At 60.3% G+C, this 16,454-nt stretch carries 13 protein-coding genes; 3 read left to right on the top strand and 10 right to left on the bottom strand.

Annotated elements, in window-relative coordinates; translation table 11 throughout:
* Positions 1–44: 44 nt before the first annotated feature.
* Positions 45–4,823 (bottom strand): M35 family metalloendopeptidase, encoded by a 4,779-nt coding sequence (locus NK667_RS12180; protein ID WP_054614883.1) that lies wholly within the window; start codon positions 4,821–4,823, stop codon positions 45–47.
* A 202-nt stretch (positions 4,824–5,025) separates the two neighbouring features.
* On the opposite strand from NK667_RS12180, the gene NK667_RS12175 reads away from it, so the two are divergent.
* Positions 5,026–6,057 carry an Ldh family oxidoreductase gene (locus tag NK667_RS12175; protein ID WP_054614882.1) on the top strand — a complete coding sequence of 344 codons (1,032 nt, stop codon included), beginning with the start codon at positions 5,026–5,028 and terminating at the stop codon, positions 6,055–6,057.
* A 133-nt stretch (positions 6,058–6,190) separates the two neighbouring features.
* Here the strand turns inward: NK667_RS12175 and NK667_RS12170 are convergent, their stop codons facing one another.
* Positions 6,191–6,508 carry an ElaB/YgaM/YqjD family protein gene (locus tag NK667_RS12170; RefSeq protein ID WP_054046382.1) on the bottom strand — a complete coding sequence of 106 codons (318 nt, stop codon included), beginning with the start codon at positions 6,506–6,508 and terminating at the stop codon, positions 6,191–6,193.
* A 164-nt stretch (positions 6,509–6,672) separates the two neighbouring features.
* On the opposite strand from NK667_RS12170, the gene NK667_RS12165 reads away from it, so the two are divergent.
* The gene (locus NK667_RS12165) at positions 6,673–6,924 is read left to right on the top strand and encodes a hypothetical protein (RefSeq protein WP_054046380.1); all 252 of its coding nucleotides are present in this window, start codon (positions 6,673–6,675) and stop codon (positions 6,922–6,924) included.
* Positions 6,925–7,041: 117 nt separating this feature from the next.
* Here the strand turns inward: NK667_RS12165 and NK667_RS12160 are convergent, their stop codons facing one another.
* Complete coding sequence (locus NK667_RS12160; protein WP_054614881.1) at positions 7,042–7,959, bottom strand: LysR family transcriptional regulator; 918 nt, start codon at positions 7,957–7,959, stop codon at positions 7,042–7,044.
* Positions 7,960–8,044: 85 nt separating this feature from the next.
* On the opposite strand from NK667_RS12160, the gene NK667_RS12155 reads away from it, so the two are divergent.
* Positions 8,045–8,968 (top strand): carbon-nitrogen hydrolase family protein, encoded by a 924-nt coding sequence (locus NK667_RS12155; protein ID WP_054614880.1) that lies wholly within the window; start codon positions 8,045–8,047, stop codon positions 8,966–8,968.
* A 119-nt stretch (positions 8,969–9,087) separates the two neighbouring features.
* Here the strand turns inward: NK667_RS12155 and NK667_RS12150 are convergent, their stop codons facing one another.
* The 7 genes from NK667_RS12150 to NK667_RS12120 all read right to left on the bottom strand — a co-directional run bounded on the left by NK667_RS12150 (position 9,088) and on the right by NK667_RS12120 (position 16,215).
* Complete coding sequence (locus NK667_RS12150) at positions 9,088–9,561, bottom strand: LEA/WHy family protein (RefSeq protein ID WP_054614879.1); 474 nt, start codon at positions 9,559–9,561, stop codon at positions 9,088–9,090.
* 126 nt (positions 9,562–9,687) lie between these two features.
* Positions 9,688–10,767 carry a nucleoside hydrolase gene (locus NK667_RS12145; protein WP_054046372.1) on the bottom strand — a complete coding sequence of 360 codons (1,080 nt, stop codon included), beginning with the start codon at positions 10,765–10,767 and terminating at the stop codon, positions 9,688–9,690.
* Between the two features lie 145 nt (positions 10,768–10,912).
* A complete protein-coding gene (locus NK667_RS12140; protein ID WP_054614878.1) occupies positions 10,913–12,223 on the bottom strand; it encodes an MFS transporter in 1,311 nt (436 codons plus the stop codon).
* Positions 12,224–12,630: 407 nt separating this feature from the next.
* Positions 12,631–13,263 (bottom strand): N-carbamoylsarcosine amidohydrolase, encoded by a 633-nt coding sequence (locus tag NK667_RS12135; RefSeq protein ID WP_054614877.1) that lies wholly within the window; start codon positions 13,261–13,263, stop codon positions 12,631–12,633.
* A 229-nt stretch (positions 13,264–13,492) separates the two neighbouring features.
* A complete protein-coding gene (locus NK667_RS12130) occupies positions 13,493–14,245 on the bottom strand; it encodes a maleate cis-trans isomerase family protein (protein WP_054614876.1) in 753 nt (250 codons plus the stop codon).
* A gap of 18 nt (positions 14,246–14,263) precedes the next feature.
* Positions 14,264–15,070 (bottom strand): alpha/beta fold hydrolase, encoded by an 807-nt coding sequence (locus NK667_RS12125; protein WP_054614875.1) that lies wholly within the window; start codon positions 15,068–15,070, stop codon positions 14,264–14,266.
* On the bottom strand, positions 15,067–16,215 hold the full coding sequence (locus tag NK667_RS12120; protein WP_054614874.1) for an FAD-dependent monooxygenase: 1,149 nt from the start codon (positions 16,213–16,215) through the stop codon (positions 15,067–15,069). Before NK667_RS12120 ends, NK667_RS12125 begins: the two co-directional genes overlap by 4 nt.
* Positions 16,216–16,454 lie beyond the last annotated feature (239 nt).

Genomic DNA, 16,454 nt, shown 5'->3' with positions numbered 1-16,454 from the left:
TACCGCTTTCGCGAGCAAGCCCGCTCCCACAATAGTTCGTGCTTTCAGGGTGTGCGGGCGTGCAGTTGGCGCCCCAGTTGGCTGATCAGCCAGGACACCGAATCGGCATTACCCAACTGCACCGCCAGCCTGACCGTTGCATCAGCCCTGAAAATTGTCCGCGCTTCGTCCAGCGTTTCTTTTCCGGTCAATCTCAAGACCTGGTTCAGTGCGCGGTCGGTGTATTCGAGCGTCGTGTCACCAAAGTCTTCCCAGATTTCGTCCACGGGGTTGTAGACGCTAAACAGCTCCGCCGGGGGCGTTCGTGTCGATAGTGCTTTGTTCTGAATCCCTGTCAGCGCGTCCTTCAGTGCGATGGCGCGCAGGGTGGTGGTTTCGATCAGGTCGGGAAAGGGTCGCAACGAGTCCAGATACGCAATGTCATCGGTCTTGCAGGTTATGTGTGAAAGTTCATGGATCAGCGTCGTCGCGCGGGCATGGGTGCTGATCGGAAACGAGGCGTCCTTCATGTAATTACGATAGTGCTCGAATTTGGGGAAAAAGAATTTCTCTGCCAGGTAAATCTTGTTTCTCTGATCGGTCGGGATCGCAAACGCCAAGACGTTTTCCGGTTCATCCTTGGCCCTGCCGATGACAAACCGCGTGGAGTTTTCTTGCCTGAGCGTCGGATCGAGTAGCGCCCCCAGGATCTCTTGTACGACTTTTTCAATCATCGTTACGTGTTCGGGCAGCACCTCAGGTACATCGATAAATTCCCTGATCAGTAAATTGACCGGCGTCGTTCGAGTGGACGAGGTCTTCAACAACTGCAGATTGCGAAAGCTGTTCCAGGCGTAGGTGGTCGCCAGGTCGAGCCCTTCATCGATCAGTCTGGCCCGGACCGGAAACAACTGGCGGATCTCAGTCATGCCATCGGCCTGGACATTCATCCCGGCGTTGACCGTGTCCCAAGTCTTCAAGCGCCGGAGCAGGTTGTAGCGCGGCGTCTGAGCCTCTGCATCCAGCACCCATTTTTTCGACGCGTTCCGTAGCGCATAAGGCCCATCGACCTTATCGCCACGGATGATCCAGCGGCTGCCGCGCTTCTGGATCGGGTAGACCTTGCCGTCAATCGGCGCGTAATGCTGTTGCGTGGCGGCGTTCGCGTAGAGTCCAAGCTTGCTGTCCTGTGTCAGGGCGCCGAGGTCCACGTCGGTGCTTTCATGACGCTGCAAGCGCGTTCGCTCGGGGGCGGTGATGTCGATCCTTTCAGAGGGCGTGGCGGCGTCGGAGGCGGGTGGCGAAGGCTCGCGACTGTCCATCGACTCGCGCAACATGGCCAGTTGCGCCATGCCACGGATAAAGGCTTTCAGCGCTGCCCCCCATTTATGTTCTTGCAGGTCTTCAGCCGATGCCTGGATGTCGCGGTAGCTGCGCCATACGGTGACGGGGTAGGCCAGTTTGCCTGACACAAAAGTCAGCGCCTGGTCCAGGTCTTCGCCCAAGACATGTTTGATGGTCGCCCACTCGCTTTGACCGTCGGTGTTCGATTGGCAGCCCAGCAACCGGGCCAACAGGTCGGCGTTGTCTTTGAACAGCTGCATGAACAACGGCCCTTTGACGGGACTGGAGGCCAGTTTGACGCTGGCAGGGCGTGCCAGACGGGTTTTGCACAGGGCCCGGTCTGCCGGAGAAAGGCTGTTGAGCACCCAGCGCTGCAACGCACTGGTGGTTTTCAGCTCGGTCAGCAACGCACTTTCGCTTTCATATTCCTTGATCCCGTGTTCCGGGCTGTAGGGCGCCAGCAGGACTTGCGGCCCGGTCGCGTTGTTTTTCGGCCCGATCAGGTAGACCCCCGGCACGTTGATCGCCGATTCATTGCGGGTACCCAGCAGTTCAAGTGGACGGATAATCGCGTTGCTGCCGTCCACTGCGTCACGGGCAATCGCGTCGGGCATGTCGATGACTTGCCGAATCAGGTCAAACCCGCTGGCGCTCAAGCGTTCCTGGAGTTTCTCTGAATGGGCGTAATGCAGCAGTTGCCAGGGCAATTGCGTGGCGAAGCGCTTTCTGCGGGTCGCGGCATCGGCATGGGAATCGGCGAAGGCCTTGCTCAGCTCGGCGCGATGATGTTCCCCGGGCTTGAGGTTGCGGATCAGGTTTTTGACGTAGGTTTCGTCGAGGCTGGCAGGCAGCGGCTTATTCGTCAGCGAGGCGGGCTTGAAGCTCAGCGCATCGAGGTGGTGCAGGTGAATCAAGGCAAAGGTCGGCAGGGTTTGCGTTTGTGCATCGGACGTTGCCCGGGGGCTGATGCGGATTTCAATCGTGTCCGGGTCAATGTCGTGTTTGTCGGCCCTGAGCTGTTTGTGCAGTTCATGATGAGCCGTGCGCTCCAGGGAGCGAATGCCGCTCAGGTAGTCCTTGTCTTCCTCGGCATTGTTCAAATACTGCATCAACAGTTCGGTATGCAGTATCTGATCTTCCAGAGACGCATTGGTCAGCCATGCCGGCAGTTTTTGCCGGGTGATCAAGGACTGCGCAACCGCCGTCGCCCGTTGCAGGCCGGTCTTGGGCACGGCCAGTGCGGTCAGGCTCAACAGATCAGCGCGATGACGGGTGGGCAGGTTGGAGGCGAGCACGTGTTCGACGAAATGGTTATCCAGCCGAATATGGGGTTGTTGCAGGTGTTCTAGAAAATCTTCATGAATCAGCTGCAGCGGCGCGAGGGTAAAGACGCGGCCAGGAACGCGTTCGCTACGCAACAGATTTTCCAGCAACCCGTGGCGCTCATGCTCACTGAGCAGGCGTCGGTTGAGTTCAGTGCGCATCGGTGTCAGTGACGGGAAGGCTTCAAACCCCAGGGCCGGGGTCCACAGGAGGGTTTTGCCGGAATGTTGCGGATCCAGGCCGCCGCGTTCGGTGATCACGAAACAGCTGGCCAGCTTAAACATGTCAGCGCTGTCGGTCTTGAGCGCGAGGCCAAACACATCCGGCAGGAAACCGTTCAAGGCGTTGCGCTTGAGCCGCATCGGCGTATCGAGAACGGCCTGCACCATCGCCTGTTCCACGCTGCCCAAGGAGTGGCTCAGGCTTCGTAGCTTGAGCTCGCTTCGTAACGCCGTCGACCGGGTGTGGGCGAACTTGGGTTTGAGTAGTTCCAGCGAAGCGTGAACATCTTTTTCAGCCTGCCCGACCGTGGTGACGGTGTTGGAAATGGCCGGGTGTTGTTGCAGTTGCTGTCGCAGTGAATTGTCGACGCTGGCCAGCAACGCCAGTTGTTGCTTGGCCGAGTCCGCGCGCACGGTGGCCGGTTGCGCGCTCCAGCGCTGATCGGCGCGGGTACTCCAGCGGCCATTGGCGTCGATTGCCAGCAACCGTTTATCGAGCAAGGCGCGCACATCCAGCGCGTTGTCGAGCAGTGCATGCGGGTCCAGCACGCCGGCGCTTTCGCGGTAACGGCTCAAGGCGTAAGTCAGGTTCTGCTGTTGCTTGGCCATTACGTCCGACACCAAGTGCGCGAACACCGGGCCGGCAATTGGTACCCCGAGAATCAGCCGTTGCTGTTCTTCCAGGGAGAGAAACAGGCCGCGCTCTTCGAGGGCCAGGAAGTTGAACAGATTGTCGTCGTGGCCCTCGCTTTTCATCATGCTCAGCAAGGTGTTCTTGATCTGGCCCAAATTGCCGCTGGTTTCGACACCTCTGGCCTGGGTATACAGAAAGGCGCTGGCCTTGTCGGTGCCGATCATCAAGGTGCAGGCCGGTTCGACGTAGTGTTTGAGCGGCGCCGTGATCCGTACTTTCTCGATCCGCACCGGATCGTCCGAGGCGGGCAGATCGTCGGTGCCCGCCAGTATGACGTTCATCAACCGCAGGTATTCCTGGCTGCTCAGTACCCCTTGCTGGCGTTTGAGCAAGAGGTCCACGCAATAGGTGTCACCGAGGCTTTGCGCGAAAAATTCCGAGCGGGCCAGGCCGTTGTTCATCGGGCTGTTCCAGAAGGTGTCGAGCAGGCTGCGTAGATGCGGCGTCAGGCTTTGCGCGATCTCCTTGATCGCCACTTCCCATGCCAGATTGTCGGCATCGATGTTCGCGTTACGGGTCGGGTGGACGAAAACCCGGGTATCGCCGTCGGGCCACTGGTTGTTGAGGTAGTAGTGCAGCACGGCTTCGCTCAGCGACAGCGAGGACAGTTGGCGCCGAGGAGCATTGCCGGCAAAGCTGTCCAGTCGCGTGCGACGCTGGTCCAGTCCGGGAAAGTGCCGGACCAACGCGTTTTTTAGTGCGTCGTCGAGCATGCTGCGCAGGGTTGGGCACTTGATCAGTTCGGCCAGCATTGTGGTGACGTTGTGGTGTTGATTGCGCTCGATCACGGTCTGCTGATCCTGGAACACCGCACCGTCAATCGACTGGGTGGAAACGCTCAGGGTGTTGGCGGCCAGGACCGTGCAGCGCTGTTCGATGGACAGATAACGCAATAACTCGCGTTTGCCGGCCGTTTCGCCAAGCCATCGTTTTACGGTGTTTTTGAGGTCATTGATGTCGGCATATTTGATCAGGCCTTTCCATGGGGTGTAGAGCGTGGCTTCGCCGTCATTGGGCCGGCTCATGGAAAAAGCGCCGGCCAGGGGAATTGCCGATCCATTGTCCGGGGTCAACAATATTCGTTGCACTTGCATGCCGGGTGTGTGCGCCAGGCGGGCGGTATCGGTGGCCAGGTAAACCGCCCTCAGCCACTTCAGGTCGTCGATACTGAAGTTAAGGGCTTTTTCGCGATCGCCGGGTTGCCGGGCGATGGCCGCCGTTTCGGCCTCGTCAAAAAAATACGGGAGTGGGGGAGCTGTCATGGTTTTTCCTCGATCAGGTTGAGGAAAAACAGTAAGGCCGGCGCAAAGCCTTGGTGCGGTACATATTGCTTGAGTCGATCCTGTCGCCGAGGCTTGACAGGAGCCCTCCAGAACAGCGATTAATCGCCGATGTATTACCGGGTTGCCGCACAACCCCATTTCAGCCTGTAGCCCGAACTCAATAATAAAACTGGAGCCTCAGATGACCGCAACACCCGTCAGTTCGAACACCGAACCGCTTGATTTCGATTCACTCGTTGTGTTGCTCGAACACGTCTTCCTGCGCCATGGCACCTCCACCGACGTTGCCCGGACCCTGGCCCTCAATTGTGCCGGTGCCGAACGCGACGGTGCCCACAGCCACGGTGTGTTCCGCATTCCCGGTTATGTGTCGACGCTGAAAAGCGGTTGGGTCAATGGTCAAGCCGTGCCGGTGGTCGAGGACGTGGCCTCGGGGTTTGTCCGGGTCGATGCCGCCAACGGGTTCGCCCAACCCGCGCTCGCCGCAGCCCGTGGCTTGCTGGTGGAAAAGGCCCGCAGCGCCGGGATTGCCGTGCTGGCGATCCGCAACTCTCATCACTTCGCCGCGCTCTGGCCGGATGTCGAACCCTTCGCCTATGAAGGCCTGGTGGCCCTGAGCGTGGTCAACAGCATGACCTGCGTGGTGCCGCATGGCGCCGACCGTCCGCTGTTCGGCACCAACCCGATTGCCTTCGCCGCGCCACGGGCGGATGGTGATCCGATCGTCTTCGACCTGGCCACCAGCGCCATCGCCCACGGCGACGTACAGATCGCTGCACGCAAGGGCGAGCGTTTGTCGCCGGGCATGGGCGTGGACAGCCTCGGCCAGCCGACCCAGGACCCGAAAGCGATTCTTGAAGGCGGTGCATTGCTGCCGTTTGGCGGGCACAAGGGCTCGGCGTTGTCGATGATGGTGGAGTTGTTGGCGGCGGCGTTGACCGGCGGTAATTTCTCCTTCGAGTTCGACTGGTCGAACCATCCGGGCGCCAAGACGCCGTGGACCGGGCAATTGCTGATCGTGATCGATCCGAGCAAGGCCGCCGGGCAAAGCTTCGCCGAGCGCAGCCAGGAACTGGTGCGGCAGATGCATGGGGTTGGGCTCAAGCGTTTGCCGGGGGATCGGCGGCATCATCAGCGTGCCAAATCGGCGGCTGAGGGGATTCGGTTGGAACCGGAAGTGTTGGCGAATCTGCGGGAGTTGGCTGGGCTCTGACCGTCACCTCAAGACACCTGTGGGAGCGGGCTTGCTCGCGAAGACGGTGTGTCAGTCGAAGCAAATGTTGACTGACACTCTGCCTTCGCGAGCAAGCCCGCTCCCACAGGGGGGATGTGGCTAACCGAAAGGTTTAGCGACGACCGAGCAGCAACCCGACCACCAGGCCGAAACCGGCGGAGATCGCTACGGTCTGCCACGGATGGCCACCGATGTAGGATTCAGTGGCATCGACCGCAGGCTTGGTGCGCTCGCGCACACTGGTGACGGATTCGAGTGCCAGTTGCAGCTTCTGGGCGACTTGCCCACGCAACGTATCGGCCTCTTCACCGACCAGCGACGCGCTGCTTTTGAGCAGTTTGTCCGATTCTTCGATCAGCGCCTGAAGTTCACTGAATGCCTGGTCCTTGATTTGGTCTGCGGCGGTTTGTACGGCTGTTTTGCGGGCCATTGAGTAACTCCTTGCGGGTAAGTGGGCAGTGAACAATGGAGTCTGCGGCGATTGAAAAAGTTGCAGTGAATTTGCGCGCAGACCCAACTCCGGAGAAAAATCCAGGGTCGGAGGAATCCTCCTACAGTGTAAGATGTCGCCTATTTACGCCGCAGGTATTTCCCATGAGCTTCAATCTGGCCGACAAACCCCTTGCCGAGCGCGCTGCGCTTGAAGACGAAAAATCCCGTCTGTTCGACCTCTGGCAAAGCAACCTGGGCAAGTCCAAGGGCGAAGCCGCGCGGTTGTTCGGCGAACGGGCCAAACGCAAAGGCAAATGGGCCGAATGGGTCCGCTCCGAGCTCGACCTGCTGTCACCGCCCGAGTACGCCAACATGGTGCGCAGCGAAGTGAATCGCTTGATGGCCGCCAAATAATTTCCGATAACCCCGATCCCCGTAGGAGCGAGGCTTGCCCGCGAAGGCGATCTCAAGGACGCCTTCGCGGGCAAGCCTCGCTCCTACACGGGCGTATCGTTTACAAGGGCATGTCGTTTACAGGGGCGCGTCGAAGCTCGCGACAATCGCTTCGCGCACTTTCAATACCACCGGATCGAGCTGGGTGCTGGTGCGCCAGCCCAGTTCGATCGGGTAACGCGGCAGCGCCAGCGGGCAGGGCAGCAGCGCCAGCCCCGTTAGCGCCGCGATGCTTTGCGCGGCGTGGGCCGGAATGGTCGCCACCGCCTGACTGCCTTTGAGCAGATGCGGCAACGCGGCAAAATGCGTGGTCGAGGCGCACACCCGCCGACTCAGGCCCAGCGCCGCCAATCCCTCATCGGTGATCCCGATAAAACCACCCGACGACACCAGAATGTGTTCCCGTGCGACGAACTCTTCCAGGCCGATAGTTTGCTGTCCTTCAGCCAGACTCAGCGGGTCCACCAAACACAAATAACCCCCTTCACCCAACACCTGACGGCTGAGCAGCCGCTCGGCAAACCCGCCAGCGGTAATCGCCAGATCAATGCTGCGATCCAGCAACGCATGGGCGACGATCTGGCTGTGGGTCTGGCGGAAAATCAGTCGCAGCTTCGGTGCGCGGCGGTCGATTTCTTCGATCAGCCGCCGCCCGTAGGCAATCTCGAAATCATCCGACAGGCCCACGGTCACCGAACGTCCCTCGTAGTGCTGAGCCGCCGGATCGATCATCGCCAAACTTTGCCGGCATTTGTTCAGCGCATCAGTGACCACCGGTTTCAATTGATTGGCCCTGAGCGTCGGCGCCAGTCCCCGGCCAGTACGCACAAACAACTGATCGCCATACAACTCCCGCAAACGCCGTAACGCAGCGCTGACCGCCGATTGCGTGACGCCCAGGCGCAGGGCCGCGCGGCTGGCGCTGGACTCCTCATGCAGGGCTTCGAAAACTTTGAGCAGATTGAGATCGACGGTGGCGATATTCATTGTGTTCATATCATTAAGCAGTGAGCGGGGCTTTATTCATGATCCGGCGCGGGCGGAAAATCAGCAACACCTCATTGCCGTCGGAGTTACAGACATGTCCAAGTCAATCGTTGCCGCCCTGCAAATCGGCGCCTTGCCCGGAGGCAAGGGCGAAACATTGGAGCAGATCCTGTCCTGGGAAAACGCGATCATCGAGTCCGGCGCCGCGCTGGTGGTGATGCCGGAAGCGCTGCTGGGTGGTTATCCCAAAGGTGAAGCTTTTGGCACGCAGTTGGGCTATCGCCTGCCCGAGGGTCGTGAAGCGTTTGCGCGATACTTCGCCAATGCCATCGACGTGCCGGGCGTCGAAACCGAAGCGTTGGCCGGGTTGTCGGCGCGCACCGGGGCCAACCTGGTGATTGGCGTGATCGAGCGCGCGGGCAGCACGCTGTATTGCACTGCGCTGTATTTCGATCCGCAGGCTGGCTTGGTGGCCAAGCACCGCAAACTGATGCCGACCGGCACCGAACGGCTGATTTGGGGCAAGGGCGATGGTTCGACGCTGCCGGTGATCGACAGCCAGGTCGGGCGCCTCGCGGCAGTGGTGTGCTGGGAAAACATGATGCCGCTGCTGCGCACCGCGATGTACGCCAAAGGCGTGGAAGTCTGGTGCGCGCCGACCGTGGACGAGCGCGAGATGTGGCAAGTCAGCATGCGCCACATCGCCCACGAAGGCCGCTGCTTTGTGGTCAGCGCGTGCCAGGTGCAGGAATCGCCGCAAGCGTTGGGTTTAGAGATCGCCAACTGGCCGGTGGAGCGGCCGTTGATTGCGGGGGGCAGTGTGATTGTTGGGCCGATGGGGGATGTGTTGGCCGGGCCGTTAAGGGGAGGGCCGGGTTTATTGACGGCGGAAATTGATACCGACGAGTTGATTCGTGCGCGCTACGATTTCGATGTCGTCGGGCACTATGCGCGGCCGGATGTGTTTGAGCTGACTGTGGATGAACGGGCCAAACCCGGCGTGCGATTTACCGCATAACCACTTACCCCTGTGGGAGCGGGCTTGCTCGCGAAAGCGGTGTGTCAATCGACATTTACATCGAATGACACACTGCTTTCGCGAGCAAGCCCGCTCCCACATTTTTGATTGGGTTGGAACTACCAGGTCGCCGCGTTCGGCCCCGGCAACCTGAGCTTCCCGGTATCCACAAACCGCATCGTGCCAAACAACCCGCCCGCCAATTTGCCGCGCAGCACGTAGGGCAGGTTGTCTAGGGTTTGGGTCTGACTCAGCCCAAGGGTCTGGCGCAATACCGAGAACGCCGAGACGCTCACCGGCACGGTCAGCACGGTTTCGGAAAACCGCTGAATCGTCCCCGACTGATCGCTGACACCGGACGCCAATGGCTGACCGTTGACTTCCAGGTCCAGCGCCACGCCGTTGTAGTCGATAGCGGTTTCATTCGGGTTCTGCACGCGGATCTTCACCGCGAAACGCACTTCCAGGTCCTGGCTTTGCAGAGGCTCGATGCCGACCACATTGATGTTCAGCGGATCGCGATTCGGGAACAGCGCGCAGGCGCTCAGGGAGAGCAACAGCAGTGAAAGGGACAGGGCAAGAAGTCTGCGCATGAAGGGCTCTCGACAGAAAAAGGGACTGAACCGCCATCGCGCAAACGCTGGCGGTTCACCTGTGCGACCACGCTCACTGTGAGGGGTTCGCCCGAGGCTGTCACTTGTTCATGATTGCCAGGGGTTTCAGCGGCCCTTCACCGGGGTCGGCAAGGTCACGAGGTTGACGTAGCCGTCCCAGAATTTCTGCTGGTCGATGGCGAACACCACTTTGGCTTTTTGCGTGCCCACCGGCGGGCTTTTCTTGTAGCCCAGCGCGCGGCCGTAATCGGCGCCGAACTGCGCGTCGACATCCACCCACAAATCCCGGGATTCGGTGACGATGTCCGGTTGCACCAGAAACAGTGCCGGCAGGCTGTCCCAGGTGAAGCTGTGATACGCCGGATCCTTGTCGAACAGCGGGCCGAATTCGTGCTTGTACAGGTCCGCAATGGCCCCCGGTTTTGCGATCACCCGTTTGTACACCGAGGCATCGAACGTGACCTTCTCGCAGACGTCGTTGGGGAAGATCACATGTTCGACAGGCGAGCGCAGGACGATCTTCGCCGCCTCGGGGTCGAACCACCAGTTGAACTCGGCAGCCGGGGTGGTGTTGCCCGGAATCTCCAGCGCGCCGCCCATGTACACGATGCGTTTGATCAGCGGCACGATGTCCGGTGCGGAACGGATCGCCAGCGCAATATTGGTCAGCGGCCCGACCGCCAGCAACGTCACCTCATGCGGATTGGCGCGCACGCTGTCGACGATGAACTGCGCGGCGGTTTCCTTGCGCAGTTTCGTGTGGGTAGCGAGGCCGTCCGGCGGTGCTACCAGTTGCGCGGCAGACGTCGGGCGCGGCGCCTTGAACGCTCCCGGCCAACCGGCGCCGAACAGCGCTTGCTCCTGCGGGTACGTGGCGAAGTCATGCAGCAACGGGTACGCCGCGCCGGAATACACGCCGATGTCCTTTTCCACACCCATGCGCTCCACAGCCTTGAGCGCGTCGACCTGCTCCTGATCGACCCAGGCATTGCCGCTGACCAGGGTCATGCCGAGCAGGTCGATGCGTTTTTGCGCGTGCAATTGGGCGAGCATGATGAAGGCCTGGCCGTCATCGTTGAGGACGTTGAAATCGGTGTCGAAGATGACTTTTTCCGCGGCTTGCAAAGAACCGGCGCACAGGCCGGCGGCGACAAGCAGGGCACAGCGTTTGATCAAACCTTGCATGGATACTCACCTGGGTAATTTTTGGAATACAAATCCCCTGTGGGAGCGGGCTTGCTCGCGAATGCGGTGTGTCAGTTGACAGAAATACTGAATGACACGACGCCTTCGCGAGCAAGCCCGCTCCCACAAGGGGAGGTGTGTGGTGTCAGCGGTTTACCAGTTTGGCCGGCAACGCAATCACCAGGAAACTGCTGAGGATCAGGCACCCGGCAAAGAACCACAGCGCCCCGGCACTGCTGCCGGTGACATCAATCGCCACACCCATCAGCGAGTTGCTCACCAGCCCGGCAATGTTCGCCAACGAACAGGCAAGCGCAAACCCGGTGGCCGCGGCCGTACCTTTGAGGAAGGTCGCCGGCAGGCTGAAGAACACCGGCACCGCGCCGATGATCGCCGCCGAAGCAATGGCGAACAGCGCCACGGTCGCCACCACGTTGTGCACGAATAACGGTGCAGTGGCCATGGCCGCCGCGCCGACCAGGAACGGTACGATGATGTGCCAGCGGCGTTCGCGATGTTTATCCGAACTGGCGCCGATCAGCAGCATGCCCAGCAGCGCGGCGACGCTCGGCAATGCGGTGAGAATGCCGATGTGGAATGTATCGACGATCCCGGCGTTGCGGATGAAGGTCGGCATCCAGAAACCCATGGCGTAGGCGCTGAGCAGAATCGAGAAATCGATACCACCGAGCATCCACACTTTCAGGTTGAAGAAACCGTCGCGAAAGCTGTGTTTGCTGTCGCCAGCACTCGCTTCGTCGGCGCGCAGTTCCTGTTCTAGCAGGGCTTTCTCTTCATCGTTGAGCCACTTGGCTTGCTGATAGCTATTGGGCAGTGCCCAGAAGGTCAGTATTCCGAGCAATACGCTGGGCACCGCTTCGATCAAGAACAGCCACTGCCAGCCACGCAAACCTCCGAGGCTGTCGAAATGGCTCATCACCCAGCCGGACAGCGGCCCGCCAATCACGCTGGACAGTGGCAAACCGATCATGAACAGCGCGATGATGCGGCCGCGTCGATAGGTCGGAAACCAGGTGGTCAGGTAATACAGGACCCCCGGCAGGAAACCCGCTTCGGCGGCGCCGAGCAGGAAACGCAGGACGTAGAACTGGGTGGTGGAGGTCACGAGCATGGTGCAGGCCGAGAGCAGGCCCCAGGTGATCATGATCCGGGCGATCCAGATCTTCGCGCCGACCTTTTCCAGCACCAGGTTGCTCGGCACTTCGAACAGGATGTAGCCGACAAAGAACAGCCCGGCGCCGAGGCCGAACGCGGTTTCGCTGAAGTGCAGTTGATCGAGCATCTGCAGTTTGGCGAAGCCGATGTTGATCCGGTCGAGGTACGCGGCCAGGTAGCAGAAGCACAGGAACGGAATCAGCTTCCAGGTGATCTTGTGGTACAGCGCTTGAATCGGGTCGGCGACCGTGGTCGCGGGTGCTGCGTTCGCAATGGGCATCGGATGTCTCCTGGCGGTGACTTATGGTTTTTATACAGCCGCTTTTTCCAGCGCTCTGGCGCGCTGCAAAAGCGACGTCCAAAGGCAGTGTCAGAAGACTGGGCGCTCGCTCGTGGGCGAGTTGAGCTCAGTTTTTTTCGTTTGGGTTTGTCAGACCGGCGCCAGGCAGTTGAAGACGATCTTCAGTCATGCACTGCTGTTGTGGCGAGGGAGCTTGCTCCCGCTCGAGTGCGCAGCACTCGCAAAATAGGTGTGTCGCCGCCATTTTGGGGCTGCTTCGCAGCCCAGCGCGAGCAAGCTCGCTCGCCACAGGACAGTGTTCGACTCGAAGTCTTTACTGAGTGGCTATCGTCCCTTCAAACCCGACAAGACCAACGCTCTAAATGGCGCGGTTCTTGTGGCACGCATTACATTTTTTCGAAGTGGGCGATGGCCTCCTGTTTGCTGATGACATCGCCGTACTTGCTGTCGATGTCGAACAGGTTGGCCTCGTGGGGCGCCGGGTGTCGGTCGCCGACGCACTCGCGCACGACGATGGTGCGAAAACCGTGTTGCACCGCATCCACCGCCGTCGCCCGAATGCAGCCACTGGTCGAGCAACCGGCCAGCACCACGGTGTCGATGCCTTGGGCGTGCAGCATCGAGGCGAGGCTGCTGCCGAAAAAAGCACTGGCGTATTGTTTGCTGATCACCACTTCATTTTCCTGAGGCAACACCTCTTCGCAAAACGCCGCCAAGGGGTTGCCCTCGACCATGTCCTTCATCACCGGGGCCTTTTTCACCCAGATCCCGCCGTCGGCGAAATGGCCGGGATGGTAGCGGATATTGGTGTGCACCACCGAGATGCCCACGCGCCGGGCGCTGGCAAGTAACTCGACGCTTTCAGCCACCGCACTGACCACGCCGGGCGCAAACAGCGGCGCGCCTTCGGTGGTGTAGCCGCGCATGAAATCGATCATCAGCAACGCAGCTTTTTGACCAAACCCGATGCGCTGACCCCACACGCCTTGATAATTGTCGTTGGCGGTTTGTTCGCTCATTTAATCGCGTCCTCATTCTTATGCATTGCAAATACTCTCTTTGGCACTGCAACTAACCTGTGGCGAGGGAGCGTGCTCCCGCTGGGATGCGAAGCAGCCCCAAAACCGTCACCGCGTTAATTCAGACAAAAATTCATGGTCGATTTGAGGGCTGCTGCGCAACCCAGCGGGAGCAAGCTCCCTCGCCACAAGTGCCCGACTGCCACAAAGCCGCTTTCAACGAGCCACTTCAGTAAGCGCCGGAGAGCAGGGCGCCAGCGCCGGGGACGATGGGTTCCAGGTCCAGGGCCTTGAGCATGGCGTAGGTGGTGGCGATGGCGGCGGTCAGCACCGGTTTGCCGGTTTGCGCTTCGACTTGCGCTACCACCGGCAACGACTGCATCTGCACGCAGGCCGAGAGCACGATCACGTCCACACCTTCCAGATTCATGCCAGCCACGATGCCGGGCAGGTTCGCCGGGTCGTGCTGCGCAACGGCGAGATTGTCGGGGATCTCCAAGGCACGCCAATCCACCACTTCAAAGCCTTCTTCGCGAATGTAATCCACCACCAGTTCGGTCAGCGGCTTCATGTACGGCGCGACGATGGCGATGCGTTTCGCGCCCATGACTTTCAGCCCTTCGATCAAGGCGCCGGCACTGGTGATCACCGGGGCATTCGCATCGTTATCGGCGGTGGCCTTGCGCAGCCGATGTTCGGACTGGCGATGATAACCGAGCCCCATGGCCATGATCGCCACCAGACAGGCATAACCCAGCACATCAACCTTGGCGTCGGACAATTCCACGGCGCAACGGTCGGACTCGCCGTCCATCGCCGCCAGTTCCTCTTTGCGCACCTGCTTCATGCGCATGCGGCTGGAGTGGAAGGTGAAACGCTCCGGGCGGATCAACTGGCGCGCGGTGAGCATCGCCGGGATCTCGGTTTCCATGGTGGTGTTGGAGCTCGGCACGATCTGGCCGATGCGATAAGGCTTGAGCATAAAAGTCTCCGAAGTCGTTTAAATCAGACGTGGGCCGAGGAAATCGCCGAATGCCGCGAAGAAACCGTCGAGGTCATCCCACGGAATCATGTGCCCGGCGTTGGCGACGTGGACGCTGCGAATCTTCGGTTGCAGGTCGAGGATTTCCGCTTCGTCCTCGGACTGAATCACACCGCCACGGCCAGCAATCATCAGCAATGCGGGTTGCTGGAGTTTCGGCAAGTCCTGATGGAAATCCACGTCATGGAAATCGTTGAAGGCGCGCACGATCGCCGGTTCGTAGCAGGTGTGCAGCCATTCGGCGCGCAGCTGCAATTGCTCGTCGGTCCAGGTGGCGCAGAAGGCGCGCATCGCCTCGGCATCCATCCCGATCAACGACTGGCGAATCGAATCGACGTACCACGGCAGTTTGCTCGGGTATTCACGACGACCGGGGCCGGACACGGGCGGGTCGATCAGCACCAGACGGTTCACGCCAGCCGGATGCTTCACGGCACTGCGCACGGCAAACCGCGCGCCCATGGAATGGCCGACCAAGTGATAACTGTCGAGCTGCATGGCTTCGGCGAACGCCCCGATATCGTCGGCGCAGGTGTCAGCGCTGTAATCCAGATCCGGGCCGGTGGAGGAGAGGCCGCGGCCACGCACGTCGAGCACGTAAGTATCGAAATGCTCGCCGAGGCGTTCCGCGACAAAACCCCAGGTAATCGCCGGGCTGGTAATACCAGGAATCAGCACCAGCGCCGGGCCTTTGCCGCCGTAGCGCAAGTAATGCTGGCGAATCCCATTGGCCTGGACGTTGCCGCCATGGACGAAAGTGCTCACGCGGCCACCCCCGATTTCAGCGGTTGGGCGTACAGGTCATACCCGTAGACCCAGGCCGGATCTTCCTGGGTGCGCAGCCAGGTGTTGGCATTCGACACGGACTGCACGCGGGAGGCGCGCTCCTTGCGGTTGGCTTCATAGAGTTCGAACGCGGTGCGGTAGTCGCCCAGGCCAGTTTCCTGCAAGCAGCGAGTCAGCATCGCGGCGTCTTCGATGGCCATGCCGGCGCCTTGGGCCATGTGCGGTTTCATCGGGTGGCAGGCGTCGCCGAGCAACACCAGGCGACCCCGGCTCCACAGCGGCAACGGGTTGCGGTTGCGCAGCGGCCATTTGGTCACGCTTTCGGTGGACTCGATCAGCGCCTGCACGGTCGGGTGATAACCCTGGAACGCCTCGAACATTTCTTCGCGGCTGCTATCCACGAACGCGCCCTGGAAATCCCATTCCGGGTGCGGCACGCCGGTGACGTAGTAGTACTCGTCGCGCTTGCCGGTGGTGTAGTAGACCATCATGTGCCGGTCTTCGGTCCACCACTTGATGCAGTCCTCGAACTTCAAATCGTACTTGGCCAGTTGATCGCCACGGATCAATGCGCGGTGTGCGACCCAGCCGCTGTACAGCGGTTTTTCCGCGCCGAGCAGCTCTTCACGAATCTTCGAATTGATCCCGTCGGCGCCGATCACGATGTCGGCGTAGGTGACTTCGCCGTCGCTGAAGGTCAGGCGCACTTGGGTGTCGGTTTCTTCAAGCGTTTCCAGGCGTTTGTTGAAGTGCACGGTGCCGGGTTTGATCGTCGACATTTGCAAGGCGTGCAAGTCGCCGCGGTGCACGGTGACGTAGGACGCGCCGTATTCCTTGCGAGCGAAATCTCCCAGCGGGATGCGCGACAGGTAGTCGCCGCTCAAGCCGTCTCGGCTGAACCAGTGATCCGGGTGCGAGCCCATCAGGTCGAGCTGCTGCTCGATGCCCATGCGCCGGAAGATTTTCATGATGTTCGGGCCCATGTGGATCCCGGCGCCGAGGCGGGAGAACTCCGGGGCCTGTTCGTAGATGTCCACCTGGAACCCGGCTTGTTGCAACAACGTCGCGGCGGCTGCACCGCCAAGACCTGCACCGACGATGGCGATTTTTTGCGTATTGGCCATGGGGCTTGTTCCTCTTCTTCGAATGGTCGCTGGCTGGGTCGCCGCAAGGTTTTTAAAGTGTATACGCTGTATTTTTCAAAAAGAAAGAGCCACTGGTAAAAATTAATTTTCAGCGGTTTTTTGCGAATGACACCGAATGTAACCTTTGTTTGTTGGGTTTGTGTGGGTTGGTAACGTTGTGGTCTGGTACTTGCAGTCCGCTCGCATTTGATGTCTTATCGATAACAAATGGCGTACAC

It is taken from the genome of Pseudomonas nunensis (assembly GCF_024296925.1).
GTDB classification, from domain to species: domain Bacteria; phylum Pseudomonadota; class Gammaproteobacteria; order Pseudomonadales; family Pseudomonadaceae; genus Aquipseudomonas; species Aquipseudomonas nunensis.
Note: the sequence above shows the minus strand (reverse complement) of the source record. Positions and strands in the feature narration are given on the sequence as shown.